Origin of the sequence: Streptomyces sp. WM6378 (genome assembly GCF_001279695.1) — a bacterium.
In the GTDB taxonomy this organism is placed as follows: domain Bacteria; phylum Actinomycetota; class Actinomycetes; order Streptomycetales; family Streptomycetaceae; genus Streptomyces.
The window spans coordinates 66,309-85,659 of record NZ_LGDD01000047.1 but is presented as its reverse complement, the minus strand read 5'-3'; the positions used below and the strand labels follow the sequence as shown (position 1 = coordinate 85,659).

Genomic DNA, 19,351 nt, shown 5'->3' with positions numbered 1-19,351 from the left:
CCCATCGTGTGACGGCTTTCACTCGGTCCGGTGATCCCGGGTGTTTCGTTGCCGAACAGTGGACAGGGGTGTGGAGAAGCTGGGGACAACAGATCAAGACCTGTGGGCCGCCGGTGGACAACTGAACCCACAGGCTGTGGACAGAGGATTCGTCCACAAGCTGTGGAACGAGCCTGCCCACAAATCCACAGGCTGTTGACCTGGGGTGATGGAGTATCAGCCGCCGTGCCTGTGGAAGCAATCTGGACAACTTCACAGTCCCCAGGGTGTGGACGGAGGAAAGTCCCCAGATCTGTGGAGAACCGCCTCTGACCAGCCGGTATTCGAACGCCGGGGGCTCCGCCGGACTCGTACACACGCTTCCTTCGGCGTCGTACGCACGTATCGAGGGGCCTCTCGGAGGGCTCTCGGCGGCTTCTCGGCGGCTTCTCGGCGTCCGGACGGGGCTCGGATCGGGGGCCGGGAACGCCGAAGGGCGCCCGGAGAATGGATCCCTGGGCGCCCCTCGGAGTGTCCGTGCCGGCTGCGTCAGCCGTTCTTGATGCGGTTGGTGAGCTCGGTGACCTGGTTGTAGATGGAGCGGCGCTCGGCCATCAGCGCGCGGATCTTGCGGTCGGCGTGCATCACCGTCGTATGGTCGCGGCCGCCGAACTGGGCCCCGATCTTGGGCAGGGAGAGGTCGGTGAGCTCGCGGCACAGGTACATGGCGATCTGGCGGGCCGTCACCAGGACCCGGCTGCGCGAGGATCCGCAGAGGTCCTCCACCGTCAGACCGAAGTAGTCGGCGGTCGCCGCCATGATGGCGCTCGCGGTGATCTCGGGCGCCGAGTCCTCGCCGCCGGGGATCAGGTCCTTGAGCACGATCTCGGTGAGCCCGAGGTCCACCGGCTGCCGGTTCAGCGAGGCGAACGCCGTCACCCGGATCAGCGCGCCCTCCAGTTCGCGGATGTTCCGCGAGATCCGGGACGCGATGAACTCAAGGACCTCCGGCGGGGCGTTGAGCTGCTCCTGCACCGCCTTCTTACGGAGGATCGCGATACGCGTCTCCAGCTCGGGCGGCTGCACATCGGTGGTGAGGCCCCACTCGAAACGGTTCCGCAGCCGGTCCTCCAGGGTCATCAACTGCTTGGGCGGCCGGTCCGAGGACAGCACGATCTGCTTGTTGGCGTTGTGGAGCGTGTTGAAGGTGTGGAAGAACTCCTCCTGCGTCGACTCCTTGCTCGCCAGGAACTGGATGTCGTCGACCAGCAGGATGTCGACATCGCGGTAACGCTTGCGGAAGGTGTCGCCCTTGCCGTCGCGGATCGAGTTGATGAACTCGTTGGTGAACTCCTCGGAGCTCACGTAGCGCACCCGGGTGCCGGGGTAGAGGCTGCGGGCGTAGTGCCCGATCGCGTGCAGCAGATGGGTCTTGCCGAGGCCCGACTCCCCATAGATGAAGAGGGGGTTGTACGCCTTCGCCGGCGCCTCGGCGACCGCGACGGCCGCGGCGTGCGCGAACCGGTTCGACGAGCCGATGACGAAGGTGTCGAAGAGGTACTTCGGGTTCAGCCGCGCGTGCGGCTCGCCCGGGCCGCCCTGCGCGGGCGCCCCGCCGGCCGGGGACGGCGCGAGGTGGCCGGAGCCGCCGCGCTGCGGGGGCTGTGCGTCCGGCAGCTCGCGCCGCTCGGACCGCTGCTGCTCGTACTGCTGTGCCTTGGGCTGCTCATAGGAGGGGCGGCCCTGCTCGTACTGGCCGCGGTCCTGGTCGTACTGACCGCGCTCGGGCAGCTGCTGTGAGCGGTAGTCGTGCTGGGGCTGCTGCGGGCGGGCGCCGCCGTAGGGCTCGCGCCACTGCTCGCCCGGGGAGTCCCGGTCCTGGAAGCCGCCGAGCCGGGGCTGCTGCCACAGGTCTTCCTGGGCGCGCGGCCAGGAGCCGGGCTCGGGGCGCTGCTGGTACTCGCCGGGGTAGGCGGGGCGCACGGTGGGCAGTCCGTCGTCGGCGGGCCGGGCGTAGGGGTCGTCCTGGTAGCGCGGCTGTTGCTGTTGCTGGGAGGGCTGCTGCGGGGCGGGCGGCGTGGGCTCGCCCACCGAGTCGTCGACGGTGATCGCGATCCGGATGGTGCGGCCGCATTCCCGGCTCAGGGTCTCGCTGATCAGCGGGGCGAGCCGGCCCTCCAGGACGCGCTTGCCCCACTCGTTGGGTACGGCGAGCAGCGCGGTGTCGGCCACCAGCGCGAGCGGCTGGCAGCGCTCGATCCACTGCTTGTCCTTGGACTCGATGCCCTGCTGCCCCTCCCCGAGGAGATGCTCCAGCACTCGTGGCCACACTGCGGCAAGATCGGCAGGTACTTCAGCCACAGGGCACGCTCTCTCGCAGGTCCCACGAATGTGTGGTTCTCGGGACGGGATGGGTTGGCACAGACAGACAGGCAAGGACAGATGGGGAAAAGATTCGGAGTTCAGCCACGGTAGTCGGGCCCACTGACGTGGTTCAAGTTGTTGTCCACAGCCTGTGCATACCGAGGGCCGGTCAGCCGCCGGTTTGACCGGATGGCGTAGCCGCGCGTACCGTAACCAGGTCGAGTTGTCGATGGCTGCTGCCGCCTGCCTCCGATGGGCAAAGATCACGATCTGTGATCGTGAAGCGGTGCACACGGGCGTATACGCGAGCTACTCGTGGGCGCACGGTGACAGCCAGGCGATGTCCCGCCGCCAACGAATCATTTCTGGAGCCCCCGAGTGAGCAAGCGCACCTTCCAGCCGAACAACCGTCGCCGCGCCAAGACCCACGGCTTCCGCCTGCGGATGCGTACCCGCGCCGGCCGCGCGATTCTCGCGAACCGTCGTGGCAAGGGTCGCGCCAGCCTGTCCGCGTAAATCAGCTAACAGGTCATGACGTGCTGCCTACCGAGAATCGGCTGAGGCGGCGCGAGGACTTCGCGACCGCGGTACGCCGAGGACGCCGGGCCGGCCGCCCGCTCCTCGTCGTCCATCTACGCAGCGGTACAACGGACCCGCATGCGCCTGGGGAGAGCGCTCCCCCGACGCGTGCGGGTTTCGTTGTCAGCAAGGCCGTCGGCGTGGCTGTCGTCCGCAATCTGGTGAAGCGCAGGCTTCGCCATCTGATGCGCGAACGGCTGCCCCAGTTGCCCGCCGGTAGCCTGGTGGTCGTACGGGCATTGCCCGGTGCGGGTGATGCAGACCATGCACAGCTGGCCCGAGACCTGGACGCCGCCCTCGCGCGGCTGCTGGGAGGGGGCGCGCGATGAAGTACCCGCTGCTGGCCCTGATCAAGCTGTACCAGTGGACGATCAGCCCACTTCTGGGGCCCGTCTGCAGGTACTACCCGTCGTGTTCCCACTATGGATATACGGCGATCGACCGGCACGGTGCCGTCAAAGGCACAGCCCTGACCGCCTGGCGCATTCTGCGGTGCAATCCGTGGTCGCCGGGCGGTGTGGACTACGTACCGGAGCGCAAGCGACCTCGATGGCACGAGGCGCTGCGCGCTGCCTGGCGCGGCGACAAGGGCGGGCAGTCCGCCGCTGAGACCGAGACAAGCCCGGCCGCAGAGACCCCGCCCAATGCTCAAGGAGCCTGATTAGTGGACACGATTGCCAGTCTGTTCAGCTTCATCACCTGGCCTGTTTCCTGGGTCATCGTCCAGTTCCACAAGTTGTACGGCGCGATCTTCGGGCCGGACACGGGTTGGGCCTGGGGCCTGTCGATCGTGTCCCTTGTGGTGCTGATCCGTATCTGCCTGATCCCGCTCTTCGTGAAGCAGATCAAGTCGACCCGGAACATGCAGGCGCTCCAGCCGAAGATGAAGGCGATCCAGGAGCGCTACAAGAGCGACAAGCAGCGTCAGTCCGAAGAGATGATGAAGCTGTACAAGGAGACGGGCACCAACCCGCTCTCCTCGTGCCTTCCGATCCTCGCTCAGTCGCCGTTCTTCTTCGCGCTCTACCACGTGCTCGCCGGCATCGCCAACGGCAAGACCATCGGCGTCATCAATCAGCCGCTGCTCGAGAGCGCCCAGAAGGCCCACATCGTCGGTGCTCCGCTGGCCGCGAAGTTCATGGACAGCGCCTCGAAGGTCGAGGGCCTCGGCGCGACGCTGACCGACGTCCGGGTCGTCACCGCGATCATGATCGTGCTGATGTCGGCCTCGCAGTTCTTCACCCAGCGCCAGCTGATGACGAAGAACGTGGACCTCACGGTCAAGACGCCGTTCATGCAGCAGCAGAAGATGCTGATGTACGTCTTCCCCGTCATGTTCGCCGTGATGGGCATCAACTTCCCCGTCGGTGTCCTCGTCTACTGGCTGACCACCAACGTGTGGACCATGGGCCAGCAGATGTACGTCATCAACCAGAACCCGACGCCGGGTTCCAAGGCTCAGGCGCACTACCTGGACCGCCTGGTCAAGAGCGTCTCCCTGCACGGTGAGGTCCGCGGCAAGCGGCGGCGTGCCGTCGTCCAGGCGATCGTGGCCAAGGGCCCGGACCGCAACGACAACGAGCGCAAGTTCGTCACCGGGCTCGCCAAGCAGGGCTTCGCCGCCCAGGCCGACGGCTCCGTGGTGAAGAGCGACACGGCGGCCGCCGAGGCCGATGGCACGGCGGCACCCAAGCGCCAGCAGCCCAAGCGGCAGACCAAGGCGCAGCGGCAGGCGGGCGCGGCTCAGCAGGACGACGCGGCCGCGAAGACCTCGCTGTCGAAGGACTCCGCCGATGCCGGTGACTCCGTGGACGAGGCGTCCGGGGAGAAGGCCGAACCGCAGGACGCGAAGCCCAAGCAGGATGCCAAGCCGAAGCAGGGCAAGCCCACCGCCGGCCAGGCACGAGCCAAGTCGGGTCAGCGCAAGGGTCAGCAGCGGCCCAAGCACCCGACCAAGAAGTAAGAAGGAGTCCATCCGTGACGGAAGGCACCACCTCCCCGGCCGCTGAGGGCGTCGACACCCTCTCCCGCCTGGAGCAGGAAGGGGAGATCGCCGCCGATTACCTCGAGGGCCTGCTCGACATCGCCGACCTCGACGGCGACATCGACATGGACGTCGAGGCGGACCGGGCCGCGGTCTCGATCATCAGTGACAGCAGCAGCCGTGACCTGCAGAAGCTGGTCGGCCGGGACGGCGAGGTGCTGGAGGCGCTCCAGGAGCTCACGCGCCTCGCGGTGCACCGTGAGACCGGTGACCGCAGCCGGCTGATGCTGGACATCGGCGGCTACCGGGCCAAGAAGCGCACGGAGCTCGCCGAGCTGGGTGCCAAGGCGGCGGACGAGGTGAAGAGCACCGGTGCGCCGGTGAAGCTGGACCCGATGACGCCGTTCGAGCGCAAGGTCGTGCACGACGCCGTCGCGGCCGCGGGGCTGCGCAGCGAGTCGGAGGGCGAGGAGCCGCAGCGCTTCGTCGTCGTGCTGCCCGCCTGAGCGGTCATTGCTTTGTCGGCCCCGTCTGTTCGCAGGCGGGGCCGATCTTTGTCAGCCTGATAGTCAGCCGCCGGAGTGCGGTCACGCATAGGTAGGGAAGGACGGTCCCCGTGACGGAGGCAGAGGCAGCAGCGGAGCTTCCCCCGGCGCCCGAAGAGGCGCGGACGGTTTTCGGTGAGTTCTTCCCGGAGGCCGTGCGGTATGCGGAGCTGCTCGCGGATGCGGGGGTCAAGCGAGGTCTCATCGGGCCGCGTGAGGTGCCGCGTCTGTGGGAGCGGCATCTGCTCAACTGCGCGGTGCTCTCCGAGGTCGTCCCGGAGGGCGTCACGGTGTGCGACGTCGGCTCGGGTGCGGGACTGCCCGGTATCCCGCTGGCGCTGGTGCGCCCGGACCTGAAGATCACGCTGCTTGAGCCGCTGTTGCGGCGCACCAACTTCCTCCAGGAAGCCGTGGAGCTCCTGGGCCTCGACCACGTCACCGTGGTGCGTGGCCGTGCCGAGGAGATGCTGGGCAAGGTCGCGCCGGTACACGTGGTGACGGCCCGCGCGGTGGCACCGCTCGACCGGCTGGCCGGCTGGGGTGTTCCGCTGCTGCGTCCGTACGGCGAGATGCTCGCGCTCAAGGGCGACACGGCCGAGGAGGAGATCCTGGGCGCGCGTGCCGCGCTGAGCAAGCTCGGTGTGGTGGAGACCACGGTGCTTCACGTGGGCGAGGGCATTGTGGACCCGCTGTCCACGGTCGTACGGGTCGAGGTCGGCGAGAGCCCCGGCGGTGTGCGGTTCGCCGCGAAGCGTGCCAAGGCCGCCAGGACCAGCCGCACCCGGCGCCGCCGCTGAGCTTTCGCCCCAGGCCGGGGTGTTCAGTGGACAAATGCTCCATAGAAGGCGGCATACGTACGCATTTCGGAGTGTCGTAACGGTCTCCAGGTAGCGCGGATGCATCGTGTTTCACGTGAAACGTCGCTCACTGCTGCACGGAATCATCAGCCGCGGCCGTGCGGCTTCCTCGCCGCGCGACCGCAAACCGTTCGCGGGGGGCCCTGAGTCCCCCGCGGGGGCCATGGAGTTGTCCACAGAGGTGGATTCATCCACAGAAGACCGGGCCTCGCTGGTTCACGACCCCGAAGACATGGGAGGCTCTGTTCATTGCGAGCCTGAAGTCGAGGAGAGTGAATCCTTGCGGTCCGACGCCAACATCGCGGGACCGATGACCGATCCGGTCCCCGGTCCCCGAACCGAATCGGCGGGGGAGGATGTTTCACGTGAAACACCGCCCCCGATGGACGACACCCCCATCGGTCGCGCTGCCCAGCTGGCGGTGGAAGCTCTCGGCCGCGCTGGCGAGGGTCTGCCCCGGCCGGAGCAGACCCGAATCATGGTCGTTGCCAACCAGAAGGGCGGCGTAGGGAAGACCACCACCACGGTCAACCTCGCCGCTTCCCTCGCGCTGCACGGCGCGCGGGTCCTGGTCGTCGACCTCGATCCGCAGGGCAACGCCTCGACGGCACTGGGTATCGACCACCACGCCGAAGTCCCTTCGATCTATGACGTCCTGGTCGAGAGCAGGCCGCTCGCCGAAGTGGTGCAGCCTGTCCCGGACGTCGAGGGTCTCTTCTGCGCACCGGCCACGATCGATCTCGCCGGTGCGGAGATCGAGCTCGTGTCCCTGGTGGCCCGGGAGAGCCGACTGCAGCGCGCCATCCAGGCGTACGAGCAGCCGCTGGACTACATCCTGATCGACTGCCCGCCCTCGCTGGGCCTGCTGACGGTCAACGCACTGGTCGCGGGGGCCGAGGTCCTGATCCCGATCCAGTGCGAGTACTACGCACTGGAGGGCCTGGGCCAGCTCCTGAGGAACGTCGATCTCGTACGCGGCCACCTCAACCCGGCGCTGCATGTCTCGACGATCCTGCTCACCATGTACGACGGCAGGACCAGGCTCGCCTCGCAGGTGGCCGACGAGGTGCGCAGCCACTTCGGCAAGGAGGTGCTGCGGACCAGCATTCCGCGCTCGGTCCGCATCTCCGAAGCGCCGAGCTACGGGCAGACGGTGCTCACCTACGACCCGGGCTCCAGCGGCTCGCTGTCGTATCTCGAAGCTGCCCGCGAGATCGCCCTGCGCGGTGTCGGCGTGCAGTACGACCCCACGCACGCGCATGTGGTCGGCCAGAACAACCAGCACAGCATGTCGGAGGGGAACCAGTGAGTGAGCGACGCAGAGGATTGGGGCGTGGGCTCGGTGCGCTGATCCCGTCCGCCACGCAGGAAAAGCCGGGGACCTCGGTGGGGACGGCTTCCACGTCCCCGTCGTCGGTGCCGGTGCTGACGGCGGAGCGGGGGGTGGCGGCCGCGAAGGTGACGACGTTGCCAACGGCTCCTGTTCCACGTGAAACGCCGCCGACGCCCGAGCCGGAGGCCGTGCCGGAGCCGGTGACCCCGGCCGGTGCGTTCTTCGCCGAGCTGCCGATCGACTCGATCACGCCGAACCCACGTCAGCCGCGTGAGGTGTTCGACGAGGACGCGCTGTCCGAACTGGTCACCTCCATCAAGGAAGTGGGCCTTCTCCAGCCCGTCGTCGTCCGGCAGACCGGCCCCGAGCGCTACGAGCTCATCATGGGCGAGCGGCGCTGGAGGTCCTGCCGGGAGGCCGGCCTTGAGCGGATCCCCGCGATCGTCCGGGAGACGGACGACGAGAAGCTTCTGCTCGACGCCCTCCTGGAGAACCTTCACCGGGCTCAGCTGAACCCGCTGGAAGAGGCAGCCGCCTACGACCAGCTGCTCAGGGACTTCAAGTGCACCCACGACCAGCTGGCCGACCGCATCGGCCGCTCGCGGCCGCAGGTCTCCAACACGCTGCGTCTGCTGCGTCTTTCGGCCCCCGTGCAGCGCAGGGTTGCCGCCGGTGTCATCTCGGCGGGCCACGCCAGGGCGCTGCTTTCGGTGGAGGACACCGGGGAGCAGGACCGGCTGGCCCACCGCATCGTGGCGGAGGGGCTCTCGGTGCGAGCGGTCGAGGAGATCGTCAGCCTGATGTCCTCGGAGCCCCAGGCCGCTCCCAAGGCCAAGGGACCGAGGGCGGGGACTCGTCTGTCGCCCGCGCTCTCCGACCTGGCGACCCGGCTCTCGGACCGGTTCGAGACGAGGGTGAAGGTCGATCTCGGCCAGAAGAAGGGAAAGATCGTCGTCGAGTTCGCCTCGATGGACGATCTGGAGAGGATTCTCGGCACCCTCGCACCGGGTGAGGGACGGGTTCTGGAGAAGAGCCTCGCCGAGGACGCCTCGGAGGACGACGACACCTGAGTCCGTTCAACGCCGCTTGAGGGCGGGCCGTGTTCCGGTTCTTACCGGAACACGGCCCGCCCTTTGCATGAGGACGCTATCCCCGCTGTGAGGTGGTGGATACGATGCGTTCTGGTATGGCACATCCACCTTGATCCATCCTCTAGGGAGGGCGGGGGCCATGCGAACGGTGAGCCGCACTCAACTGGTGACGGCAGGGCTCGGTCTCGGGGCGGTCGGCGGGTTCGTCGGCAGCCTGCTCCGGGAGTGGAGCGCGCTGTCGGCCGCGCAGGGTGCGGCAGGCGAGGGAAGTGAGGAACAGCCTCCATGGGGCGTCGGCTCGTACCGCTCACGCTGGACAACCTTCCGGACCTCCCCAAGCGCTGCCGCGGCTGCGTCTTCTGGGAACTCGATCCGGTCAGCGGAGAAGCCGCGGTAAAGGCGGGCAGGCCCGAACTCGAGAAAGAGGCCTGGATCTCGGGAGTGCTCCTGGAATGGGGCTCCTGCGGCCGGGTCGTCTATGTCGACGACATCCCGGTCGGTTATGTGCTCTACGCGCCCCCGGCCTACGTGCCTCGTTCCACCGCCTTTCCCACCAGCCCGGTGTCCCCCGACGCCGTACAGCTGATGACGGGGTGGATCATGCCGGGCTATCAGGGGCAGGGGCTGGGGAGAGTGCTGGTGCAGACGGTCGCCAAGGACCTGCTGCGCCGGGGTTTCAAGGCCATCGAGGCATTTGGGGACGCCCGTTGGCGAGAGCCCGCGTGTGTGCTGCCCGCCGATCATCTGCTGGCGGTCGGTTTCAAGACCGTACGGCCCCACCCGAGATATCCGCGGATGCGGCTTGAACTGCGAACGACGCTGTCCTGGAAGGAGGACGTCGAGCTGGCCCTGGACCGGCTGCTCGGCGCGGTCCAGAAAGAGCCGGCCCTCAGGCCGCTGTAGAAGGCGCATCCACGTGAAACGGGCCCGCCCCCATCAGGGAGCGGGCCCGTTTCACGTGAAACAACGAGCGCGTCGAGACTTACTTCTCGGCGATGAAGACGTCGAGGTCACGCAGCAGCGCGGCCTTCGGCTTGGCGCCGACGATCGTCTTGGCGACCTCGCCGCCCTGGTAGACGTTCAGCGTCGGGATCGACATCACGCCGTACTTGGCGGCGGTCGTCGGGTTCTCGTCGATGTTGAGCTTGACGATCTCGATCTGGTCGCCGTGCTCGGCGGCGATGGCCTCCAGCGACGGGGCGATCTGGCGGCACGGGCCGCACCACTCGGCCCAGAAGTCCACGAGGACGGGCTTGTCGCTCTTGAGGACGACCTCGTCGAAGTCGGCGTCGGTCACGTGCTTCAGGGTGCCGGCCACGGCAGTCTCCTAGGGGGTGTTGGGGGGAGGGGGGAAGCTGGAACGGGCGGATCAGACGCCGGCTGCGGCCTTCTCGCTGTCGGCCAGGGCGGCGAGGAAGCGCTCGGCGTCGAGGGCGGCGGAGCAGCCGGTGCCGGCGGCCGTGATGGCCTGCCGGTAGGTGTGGTCGACGACATCGCCGGCGCCGAAGACACCCGTCAGGTTGGTGCGGGTCGACGGGGCGTCGACCTTCAGGTAGCCCTCGTCGTCCAGGTTGAGCTGGCCCTTGAAGAGCTCGGTGCGCGGGTCGTGGCCCACGGCGATGAAGAGGCCCGTCACCGGCAGCTCGGAGGTGGCGCCGGTCTTGGTGTTGCGCAGCGTCAGGCCAGAGAGCTTCTGGTCGCCGTGGATCTCGGCGACCTCGCTGTCCCACGCAAACTTGATCTTCTCGTCGGCGAAGGCGCGCTCCTGCATAGCCTTGGAGGCGCGCAGGCTGTCGCGGCGGTGGATGATCGTGACCGACTTGGCGAAGCGCGAGAGGAAGGTCGCCTCCTCCATTGCGGTGTCCCCGCCGCCGACCACGGCGATGTCCTGGTCCTTGAAGAAGAAGCCGTCGCACGTGGCGCACCACGAGACACCGCGGCCGGACAGCTTGTCCTCGTTGGCCAGGCCCAGCTTGCGGTGCTGCGAGCCGGTGGTGACGATGACGGCCTTGGCGCGGTGGACCGTGCCCGCGGTGTCCGTGACGGTCTTGATGTCCCCGGTCAGGTCGACGGCGATGACATCGTCCGGGACCAGCTCGGCGCCGAAGCGCTCGGCCTGGCCGCGCATGTTGTCCATGAGCTCCGGGCCCATGATGCCGTCCTGGAAGCCCGGGAAGTTCTCCACCTCGGTGGTGTTCATCAGCGCACCGCCGGCGGTGACGGCGCCCTCGAACACCAGCGGCTTCAGCGACGCACGTGCGGTGTACAGCGCGGCTGTGTATCCGGCCGGGCCCGAGCCAATGATGATCACGTTACGGACGTCGCTCACGGGTTTCTTCCTCGTCTCTGCGGACTGCCTACTGCCTGTCGGGGCCCCGGTCCAGGACTCTCACCCCACCCAACGGATCCTACGGGGGATGCATTCCCGAGCCGGACGGGCGACGCGGCGACTCGGTCCTCGCCAGGCCTCAGCGGCGCGGGTAGGAGTGGGTCAGCAGAAGTTTCCCCTGGGCCGAGGGCCCGGCGCTCTCGCAGGCAGCGTCAACGATGTAGGCCTCCACGTTGGCAGGATTCGCCTGGTCGGGCAGGACCACGAGATACACCTTGGCCCCCTCGTACGTGCCCTGCTCGGCTGCCAGGGGCGCCCGAGAGGTCTGCCCGGTCGCTGCCTGGACACAGGCGGGGACGCTGACGGCGGAGCGCACGCTGTCCGAAGGGTTCTCGTCGCTGGGCGCGTTCTTTGTTGACGGAGCGATCTTCGCCGAGGGAGCGCTCTGGGCGGTCTGGCTGTGCTGGGCCGCAAGAAGTGACTGAACCCGCCCTTCAAGCATGCCCGAGGAGTAGACGGTGCCGCCGGGCACGGGCGTGCCGGACGTGATGTGGTCGGCGCGAGAGGACGGCATGGGCGACTGGCTGTTCTGCACGAAGAAGATCCCCGCTCCGATGGCAGCGGCCCCGAGGACCGTGCTGAGCACGGCCGCACGGCGGCGTCGTGCCTTGGCGGCGCGACCGGGACCGGTGGCGGCGCGGCTGTGCCCGGCAGGCCGGTCGGCCGACGGCACGGGGGCTCCAGCGGCGAGCGGGACGGGATCTGAGGCCGATTCGGTCTCCGCAGCGGCTGTTTCACGTGAAACATGCGTGGTTTCACGCGTGGGGTCGTCGGGAGCCGTGGCGTTCAGCAGTGCTTCCGCGGCGAGCGCTGCATCGATGCGTCCGGCTACGTCCGCGGGCATGCGCTGCGGCCCGGGCAGCGTGCCGAGCAGATCACGGATTTCTTCGAGGGACGCCCGTACATCGGCGCAGAGAGCGCAGTCCTCCAGATGCCGACGGACGTCCGCCGTGCGGGACGGCGGCAGAAGGCCCTCGGTGAGTTCGGAGATCTCCGAGACGTCCGGGTGTTGTGTCGTTCCGGTCGTGGATGTCACGCGCGCCCACCTCCGCCCTTCACGGCAGCCGAATCGCTCGGTCCTGCATCGTTCGTGCCCGACGCCGGTGGGACGGATGTCCCCGGCGTCCGGTTCCTTCCCCCACTGGACTCACCGCTACCCCCCGCGTCAGCGCGCAGATGAGTGAGCAGCGGCAACAGCCGTGCCCGCCCACGGGCGCAGCGGCTCTTCACCGTGCCGGTGGGGACATCGAGCACTTCGGCTGCCTCCGCCACTGCATAGCCCTGCATGTCGACCAACACGAGTGCAGCGCGCTGGTCCGGCGGGAGGGTGCCCAGGGCCTCGATGAGCTGCCGGTGCAGATCCTGCCGTTCGGCGGGTGCCTCGGCCGACTCGTGTGGCTCAAGGAGTTGCTCAAGGCGTTCGGTGTCGTCGACCGGCGACGTCTTGCGGGAGGCCGCCTTGCGGGCCCGGTCGAGACAGGCGTTCACGGTGATGCGGTGCAGCCACGTGGTGACGGCCGACTGGCCGCGGAAGGTGTGAGCAGCCCGGTAGGCGGAGACGAGGGCGTCCTGGACGGCGTCAGCGGCCTCCTCGCGGTCGCCGAGCGTGCGCAGCGCCACTGCCCAGAGCCGGTCGCGGTGACGCCGCACGATCTCACCGAAGGCGTCGGGGTCTCCCTCGACATGGCGCGCCAGGAGATCCTGGTCGCTTATGTCGCCCAGTGTGGCTTCGTCCAACGGTGAGCCTCCCCCTGCCGTTTCGGTCAGCCGGCGAACTTCACGTCGGTGATGGCCTGCTTGAAGCCCTCGCCGCTGTAGTTGTCCTGGGCCGAGTACGGCATGGCCGTCATCCAGAGCAGTACGTACCGCGACTTGACCGGGGTGTTCGCCTTCAGATTGGCCTTGGTGTCACTGGTCTTGATGGTGGCGATCTGTTGCATCGACTTGACCGGTGACGACGGGGAAAGCGAGTCCGTCGCGTACAGCGTGATGGTGGTGTGATCGCCGCCGTAGCGCAACAGTATCGACGCGGTCGAGATGTCCTTGGCCGAGCCGAGGTCGTAGACGATCCCGACGCCGGTCTTCACCGACGGCACCAAGTCGGGGCCGTCGTTGAATTTCTTGGTGCGCCAGTAGCTCGCCGTGCTGCCGTCGTACGTGTTCTTGACGTCGGCCGCGTTCTGCGGCGACCCGTCCGGCGCGTACTCCTGAGCATCCTGGATCTTGATCGGCACGGGAGCCTTCGGCTTGTCTCCGTCCCCGTTCCCGTGGTCCGTCGTCTGGGTGTTCCCCGTCTCGGTGGAGCCGCCCTTGTCGCGGTTGAGCAAGGCGTCGGCGAGCTGCCAGCTGCCGAGGCCCAGCGCGGCGATGAGGAGCGCCGAGACTGCCCACTTGAGCGCCTTGCCGGTGCGTCCCTGGAGGGCCGGGGGCGGAGGCGTCACGGGCTGGGTGACGGAGGGGCCGGGGCCGGCGGCCGGGCGGCCATACGTCCCCTGCTGGTAGGTGGTGCGCTGGTACTCGGGCGGGGCGGTGAACGCGGGCTCCGGAGGGCGGATGCGCGGCATCTCCCCGACGGCCTTGACCAGCTCGTCCGGGGTGGTGCAGGGCGGCTCCTGGCGGGACGCGGTGGCCCCGTCGTTGACCAGGGCCCGCATGGCGAGCTCCGAGAGGCCCCGGTGGACGCCCGCCCGTACCTGGTCGGGGGCGATCAGGCCGACCCCCTTGGGCAGCCCGTGCAGACCGTAGGCATCGCTCTCGTACGGCCACCGCTGGGTGAGGACGGCGTACAGGAGGGCGCCGATGGCCTCGGTGTCGCTTCGCTGCGGGGTATCGGAGCTGATGCCGCGCAGCGCCGCGGCGACGGCCAGGCCGCGGATGCGGTACTGACCCGTGGAGGTCCGCAGGACCGCGCTCGGGGTGAGCCTGAGGTGGGCGAGGCCCTCGCGGTGGGCGGCCGCCATGGCCTGGGAGACCTGCGTGACCATCTGGTAGGCGTCGTGCGCTTCCAGCGGGCCGAGTGCCAGCAGGGCGGTGAGCTCGGTGGCGTCGGGCAGCCACTCGTGGACGACGTAGACGAGGTCGTTCTCCTCGACGGCGTCCAGGACCTGCACGAAGCGGGGGTCGCCGAGCAGCGCTGACGAGCGGGCTGCGGCCAGTACGGAGCGCGCCCGCGGGTGGTCGGCGGGCAGCAGATGGACGCCGACGGCCCGGCGGAGCTTCTCGTCGACCGCACGCCAGCTGCTGAAACCGTCCAGACGGGTGACGCACTCCTCGAGACGGTAGCGTCTGGCCAGCTTGTGACCGCTGTGCAGTTCCGGCGTCGCGATGGACGGCTCACTGGCCTTGCGCTCGCCGCCGGTGCCGTTCGTGCTCTGCTCAGCCGTGTCTGCCGTGTCTGCCGTGTCGATGGACTCCGTCACCCCGTCGGTCGTCGCCTTGTCCGCCTTGGCGGTCAGCGGGTTGTCGCCGCTGTTGTCGGCCACGTCGACGGCAGCCGTGCTACGTTCCGCCACCGTCGCTCCTGCCTCCCCATCCGTTGCGTGCTGTAGGCCAGCCATGCAAAGTCATGCCAATTGTGCCCACAGTCCGGCACTATGCACGACACGCGGTGGCCGACGATGGTTGTGCGCGGGCTCCGGCCTCAGCGGCCGAGCCGCCCGCGCACCATTCCGACCATGGCGTTGAGCTCTTCGATGCGCATCCGCTTGGCCGCGACGAAGAAGACTCCGAGCAGCACGGCACCGCCGGCGACCAGCGCCACGACCGATCCTCCCGCGCCCTCGCCCAGGAACTTCAGCAGGCCGAAGCCGACCGCGCCACCGACCACCGCGGCCGGCACCGCGGCGAGGCAGAGGCGGGCGTACGTACGCAGTACGTGCGCGCCGTCCAGATCGCCGCCCAGCCGGTTGCGCAGCCGTCGCCAGGCCACCCCGACGCCCACGGCGTAGGCCAGGCCGTATGCGGCGGCCATGCCCACGACCGCCCATCGGGCGGGCAGCACTACGTAGCAGACGGCCGAGGCGGCCGCGTTGACGGCGGCCACGATGACCGTGTTGTAGAAGGGCGTGCGGGTGTCCTCGTACGCGTAGAAGCCGCGCAGGACGACGTACTGCACGGAGTACGGGATCAGGCCGAGTGCGAAGGCCATCAGGATGAAGCCCATGGACTGGGCGGCCTGGACGCCGCTGGACGCGTACAGCAGGGTGCACATGGGGACGCCGAGCGCGAGGAAGGCGAAGGCGACCGGCACGATCGCGACCGCCGAGTTCCGCAGGCCCTGCGAGATGTCGTCGCGGACCGCGCCGGGGTCGTTGTCGTGCGCGGCACGCGAGATGCGCGGCAGCAGGGCTGCCATGACCGAGACGGTGATGATGGCCTGCGGCATGCCCCAGATCAGCTGGGCGTTGGAGTAGGCGAGGAAGCCGGCGCCGGAACGCCCCGATTCCTTGCCCGCGGCCGTGGCGAAGCGGGTGACGACGATGACTCCGGCCTGGTTGGCCAGTACGAACATCACGGTCCACTTGGCGAGCTTGACCGTCTTGCCGAGCCCGTGGCCCTTCCAGTCGAAGCGCGGCCGGAAGCGGAAGCCGGTCTCGCGGAGGTACGGAAGCATCGCCAGGGCCTGCACGACCAGGCCGAGCAGGGTGCCGATGCCGAGCAGCCGGACACCGTCGTGCGGGATGGTCTGGACGCCCATGTGGGACTCGGCGGAGGTGCCGTAGACCCAGATGAACAGGCCGAACGTGCAGATCATCACGACGTTGTTGAGGACCGGGGTCCACATCATCGCGCCGAACTTGCCGCGGGCGTTGAGGATCTGGCCCATCACCACGTGCACACCCATGAAGAAGATCGTGGGCAGGCAGTAGCGGGCGAACGTGACGGCGACGCTGTTCGCGGCCGCGTCGTTGCCGATGGTCGGCGACATCAGCTGGATCAGCAGCGGCGCCCCGATGACGGCGAGCGCGACGATGGCGCCGAGCGCGACCATGACGAGGGTGAGGAGACGGTTGGCGTAGGCCTCGCCGCCGTCCTCGTCGTCCTTCATGGAGCGCACCAGCTGGGGCACGAACACCGAGTTCAGGCCGCCGCCGACGGTGAGGATGTAGATCATCGTCGGCAGGGTGAGCGCGATGGTGAACGTGTCACCGAGCAGCGCGGCACCCAGCGCCGCGGTGATCACCAGGCTGCGTACGAAGCCGGTGAGGCGGGACACCAGCGTGCCCGCCGCCATCACGGCGCTGGACTTCATCAGGCTGGAGGCGCGGCCAGCTGGCTTCCGGGGCGGAGCGGGGGCCGGTTCCGCTGCCGCGGGCGCCGGGGGCTGGCCCGCCTGCTGCTGGTCCCGGTAGAGGTGGGCGAACGCGTCCTGCTCGGGAAGTTCCTCACCCGCCTGGGTGACCAGGTCGTCGACGCCCACGAACTGCGTGGTCCTCGCGTCGTCCCCGTAGGGCAGGTGGCGCGAGGGGCCCTCGGGCTCGGGCGGCGGGGTCTGCGCCCAGATCCGCGGGTCGGGCGCGTACTGCTGGGCGGCGGGCTGCTGGTAGAGCGGCGGCTGCTCGGCGTAGGTGCCCGGGGGCGGCGGCGGGTGCGCGGCGCGGTCGTAGAGCGCCTCGGTCACCGGGTCCTGGGCGGAGAGGTCCTGCGACCGGTAGGGGTCGTAGGCGTAGGCGTCCTGGACGTACGGGTCAGGCGCGGACTGCGGCGGCGGGACCTGGCCCGGCTGGGCGGGTGCCGGAGGCATGCCCCCGGAGGGCGCGGCACCGCTGCCAGCGCCCTGCCCACGGTCACCGTCGTACGGCGCGTTCATGGTTACCCCACCTCATCGTCCCCGGCCGACCGGCCACGACATAGCTCAATGGTCCACTTTCTCACCCGGGCCGGGTGCGGCCCCGCTTTCCGGACCGGTGTCCGGTGTCGGGTCACTCGGCTGCCCGGGATCGGCGTCCGCCGAACCGTTCGACTGACCGGGGTCGTCGTTGTCCTCGGACTCCTCGCGAGCCATGGAGCGCTTGCGGTGGGTGTACATCCTGATGCCGGCGAGCACCAGGAGCAGGACACCGCCGGCGATGACCAGCATCACCGTCGGAGTGATCTCGGAGACCTGGACGGTGAACTCCATCGGCTCACCGTACGGCGTGCCGTCCTCGGTGTAGAGCCGAGCGGTCACCGGAACGGGGCCGTTGGCGTTGGCGATGGCGGTGAACTTCACCGACTGGCTGCGGTCGCCGTCCACCTTGACCGGCTGTTCGCCGATCGCGTTGCCGTCATCGCCCAGTTGTAGGCGGGTGGGGCTCTTCGGCTGGAGTCTCAGCACCAGGTGGTCGACGCCCTGTACCAGCTTGTTCTGCACGGTGACGGCGAGGGTGGCGCTGCGCCCCGACATGGTGGCGGTCGACTTCTGGATGAGGTGGACCTGGTCGGCCAGACCGTCCAGGTAGAGCTGAACGCCGGCCCGGTAGTTCTGGCCGCCGCCCGAGTCGCCGCGCCAGGACGTTGACATCTCGCGGTTGATCGCGTTGCCGAAGGGCGTAACCACTCGGTCGGGCGCGGTCAGGATGACCTTGAACCGGTCCAGGGTGCCCTGGGTGTTCTTCATGTCCTGGAAGGCGTCGAGCGGCAGTTCCTGCTGGCGCAGCGCGTCCGGGTACGCGCCCGCGCCGGGCACCTTGGTGGCGGCGAGCGGGTCGGGCTTGGCCGTGGCCGCCGCGGACAGGTCGAGGGGCTGGGTCCAGCGCTGCGGATCCAGCGCGTGCAGGGCGGCGGCCATCGTCTGCGCCTGGCTGACGGTCGGCATCCGCTGCGGGGCGACGACGATGCTGCGCTGCTTCTCGGTGTCCTGGAGCGTGATCGAGAGGGTCTGCGCGAGGAACTTCTGCACGGCCAGGGTCGAGGTGTCGGCCATGGACATATCGCCCTGGAAGGCGGTGGAGAGCCGGGCGTCGGCGACGATCGCGTTGGCGCCGCCGCCGATCGGCCTGGTAGCCGTGGGCGCGTACGCGAGGGCGCCGTCCCGCAGGCTGTCGCTGCGTGCGATCACGTTGTGCGCGCCGGCCGAGGTGGCCACGTCGACGATCGACGGGTCGACGGCGCCGTCCACGGGCCATGAGTAGTCGACCGACGGGGTCACGTGCAGGATCGTGTCGATGGTCTTCTGCGCGACCTCGGTGGCGCTCTGCAGATGGCCCAGCGAGCCGGGGACGTCCCTGCCGTGGTGGGCGAGCGAGGCCAGGTCGGGGTCGGCGAACGGCAGCGCGACGACCTTCTCGCCCTGCACCGCGGCCTCCAGCGAACTCAGCCACGCCTTGGCCACGTCCTGGCTGGTGCCGGTGACCAGGTTGTCGCCGGCCTTGATCTTGTAGTTGCGGGTCATCGCGTCGACGGTGGCCAGCAGGTCGGGGTCGATCACCCAGGTCACGGGCAATTGCTTGCCGAGCGAGACCATCTGCTCCAGCCTGCCGCCGGGGCCGATGTCCCTGGCCAGAGAGTCGTCGGCGAACACCGGCGTCTGCTGGGCGTCCGAGCCGGTCTGGGCGGTGAGGTGGGAGGAGGAGATCAGCGGCCACAGGAAGGTGAGCTGGCTCTTCTTGCCCTCGACGGCATCCGGCTGCCACGGCAGGAACGTGCGCTGGATGCCGAGCACCTGGTCGTACTGCTGGGTCGGGGTCTGGCCGGACAGCGAGACGCCGAGCGGATACACCCCGTCCTCGCCCAGGCCCAGCTTGGAGACCGGCACGGAGAGGGTGAAGTCCTGGCTGACCCCCGCCTCCAGTCTGGCGAACTTGGCCGTGGGGCCGTCGGCGACCTCCGCGCCGTCGGTGCCCGGCGCGTAGGCGGTGCGGGCGGCCGTCTCGTCGATCCCACTGCGTCCGGGCAGCTTCGCCCCCACCCGGAGCCCCACATGGGCGCTGGTGACGGCCTGCTTGCCCTTGTTGGTCACCGTGCCGGAGATCGTCAGCGTGTCGCTCTTGACGGGGGCCTTGGGGGCCACCGAGTCGAGGGACACCTGGACGCTCTGGCCGCCCACCACGTCCTCGGCCGCGTGCGCCGCAGGGGCGGCCGTGGCGGACAGCAGGCCCGCGAACAAAGGGGCGCCGACGAGCAGCGCCGCTGTGCGGCGCAGCCACCGGCGGGCAGGAGAGGGAGTCATCCCCTGGGAATCTGCCGCCTCGGCCACGCGCTCGCCCGTCCCTCGCTGTCGTCGCTGTCGGTTGCTGCGTCCACGCATGGT

Annotated in this window: 17 protein-coding genes; 9 read left to right on the top strand and 8 right to left on the bottom strand. The window is 69.1% G+C overall.

What is annotated here, in order from left to right; genetic code table 11:
- Positions 1-528: 528 nt before the first annotated feature.
- Complete coding sequence (dnaA, locus tag ADK54_RS07385; protein WP_078966184.1) at positions 529-2,340, bottom strand: chromosomal replication initiator protein DnaA; 1,812 nt, start codon at positions 2,338-2,340, stop codon at positions 529-531.
- Between the two features lie 381 nt (positions 2,341-2,721).
- Between dnaA and rpmH the strand changes: the two genes are divergently transcribed.
- The 9 genes from rpmH to ADK54_RS07350 all read left to right on the top strand — a co-directional run bounded on the left by rpmH (position 2,722) and on the right by ADK54_RS07350 (position 9,635).
- Positions 2,722-2,859: a 50S ribosomal protein L34 gene (gene rpmH, locus ADK54_RS07380; RefSeq protein WP_006381191.1), complete on the top strand. Its 138-nt coding sequence runs from the start codon at positions 2,722-2,724 to the stop codon at positions 2,857-2,859.
- A gap of 20 nt (positions 2,860-2,879) precedes the next feature.
- Positions 2,880-3,251, top strand: a complete 372-nt coding sequence (rnpA, locus tag ADK54_RS43025) for a ribonuclease P protein component (RefSeq protein WP_078966183.1) — start codon at positions 2,880-2,882, stop codon at positions 3,249-3,251.
- The gene (gene yidD / locus ADK54_RS43020) at positions 3,248-3,583 is read left to right on the top strand and encodes a membrane protein insertion efficiency factor YidD (RefSeq protein WP_078966182.1); all 336 of its coding nucleotides are present in this window, start codon (positions 3,248-3,250) and stop codon (positions 3,581-3,583) included. Before rnpA ends, yidD begins: the two co-directional genes overlap by 4 nt.
- Before the next feature lie 3 nt (positions 3,584-3,586).
- A complete protein-coding gene (yidC, locus tag ADK54_RS07375; RefSeq protein ID WP_053724721.1) occupies positions 3,587-4,885 on the top strand; it encodes a membrane protein insertase YidC in 1,299 nt (432 codons plus the stop codon).
- A gap of 14 nt (positions 4,886-4,899) precedes the next feature.
- The gene (locus ADK54_RS07370; protein ID WP_053724720.1) at positions 4,900-5,412 is read left to right on the top strand and encodes a protein jag; all 513 of its coding nucleotides are present in this window, start codon (positions 4,900-4,902) and stop codon (positions 5,410-5,412) included.
- 110 nt (positions 5,413-5,522) lie between these two features.
- Positions 5,523-6,248 (top strand): 16S rRNA (guanine(527)-N(7))-methyltransferase RsmG, encoded by a 726-nt coding sequence (gene rsmG / locus ADK54_RS07365; RefSeq protein WP_053724719.1) that lies wholly within the window; start codon positions 5,523-5,525, stop codon positions 6,246-6,248.
- Between the two features lie 292 nt (positions 6,249-6,540).
- Positions 6,541-7,617, top strand: coding sequence for a ParA family protein (locus ADK54_RS07360; RefSeq protein WP_078966181.1), 1,077 nt, complete (start codon positions 6,541-6,543; stop codon positions 7,615-7,617).
- A complete protein-coding gene (locus ADK54_RS07355) occupies positions 7,614-8,711 on the top strand; it encodes a ParB/RepB/Spo0J family partition protein (protein ID WP_078966180.1) in 1,098 nt (365 codons plus the stop codon). The genes ADK54_RS07360 and ADK54_RS07355 overlap by 4 nt, the downstream gene beginning before the upstream one ends.
- 306 nt (positions 8,712-9,017) lie before the next feature.
- A complete protein-coding gene (locus tag ADK54_RS07350; RefSeq protein WP_053724717.1) occupies positions 9,018-9,635 on the top strand; it encodes a GNAT family N-acetyltransferase in 618 nt (205 codons plus the stop codon).
- Positions 9,636-9,714: 79 nt separating this feature from the next.
- On the opposite strand, the gene trxA is transcribed toward ADK54_RS07350, so the two are convergent.
- The 7 genes from trxA to ADK54_RS07315 all read right to left on the bottom strand — a co-directional run bounded on the left by trxA (position 9,715) and on the right by ADK54_RS07315 (position 19,297).
- Positions 9,715-10,050 carry a thioredoxin gene (trxA, locus tag ADK54_RS07345; protein ID WP_053724716.1) on the bottom strand — a complete coding sequence of 112 codons (336 nt, stop codon included), beginning with the start codon at positions 10,048-10,050 and terminating at the stop codon, positions 9,715-9,717.
- A 51-nt stretch (positions 10,051-10,101) separates the two neighbouring features.
- Complete coding sequence (gene trxB / locus ADK54_RS07340) at positions 10,102-11,061, bottom strand: thioredoxin-disulfide reductase (protein WP_053724715.1); 960 nt, start codon at positions 11,059-11,061, stop codon at positions 10,102-10,104.
- A 139-nt stretch (positions 11,062-11,200) separates the two neighbouring features.
- Entirely contained in the window at positions 11,201-12,157 is a 957-nt protein-coding gene (locus ADK54_RS07335; protein ID WP_053724714.1) for an anti-sigma factor family protein, read from the bottom strand.
- Positions 12,154-12,858 carry an RNA polymerase sigma factor SigM gene (sigM, locus tag ADK54_RS07330; protein ID WP_053724713.1) on the bottom strand — a complete coding sequence of 235 codons (705 nt, stop codon included), beginning with the start codon at positions 12,856-12,858 and terminating at the stop codon, positions 12,154-12,156. The genes ADK54_RS07335 and sigM overlap by 4 nt, the downstream gene beginning before the upstream one ends.
- Positions 12,859-12,884: 26 nt before the next feature.
- The gene (locus ADK54_RS07325) at positions 12,885-14,633 is read right to left on the bottom strand and encodes a protein kinase family protein (RefSeq protein WP_053724712.1); all 1,749 of its coding nucleotides are present in this window, start codon (positions 14,631-14,633) and stop codon (positions 12,885-12,887) included.
- A 128-nt stretch (positions 14,634-14,761) separates the two neighbouring features.
- Positions 14,762-16,930 (bottom strand): murein biosynthesis integral membrane protein MurJ, encoded by a 2,169-nt coding sequence (gene murJ / locus ADK54_RS07320; RefSeq protein WP_053724711.1) that lies wholly within the window; start codon positions 16,928-16,930, stop codon positions 14,762-14,764.
- Between the two features lie 45 nt (positions 16,931-16,975).
- Positions 16,976-19,297, bottom strand: a complete 2,322-nt coding sequence (locus ADK54_RS07315) for a DUF6049 family protein (protein ID WP_078966179.1) — start codon at positions 19,295-19,297, stop codon at positions 16,976-16,978.
- Positions 19,298-19,351: the final 54 nt, after the last annotated feature.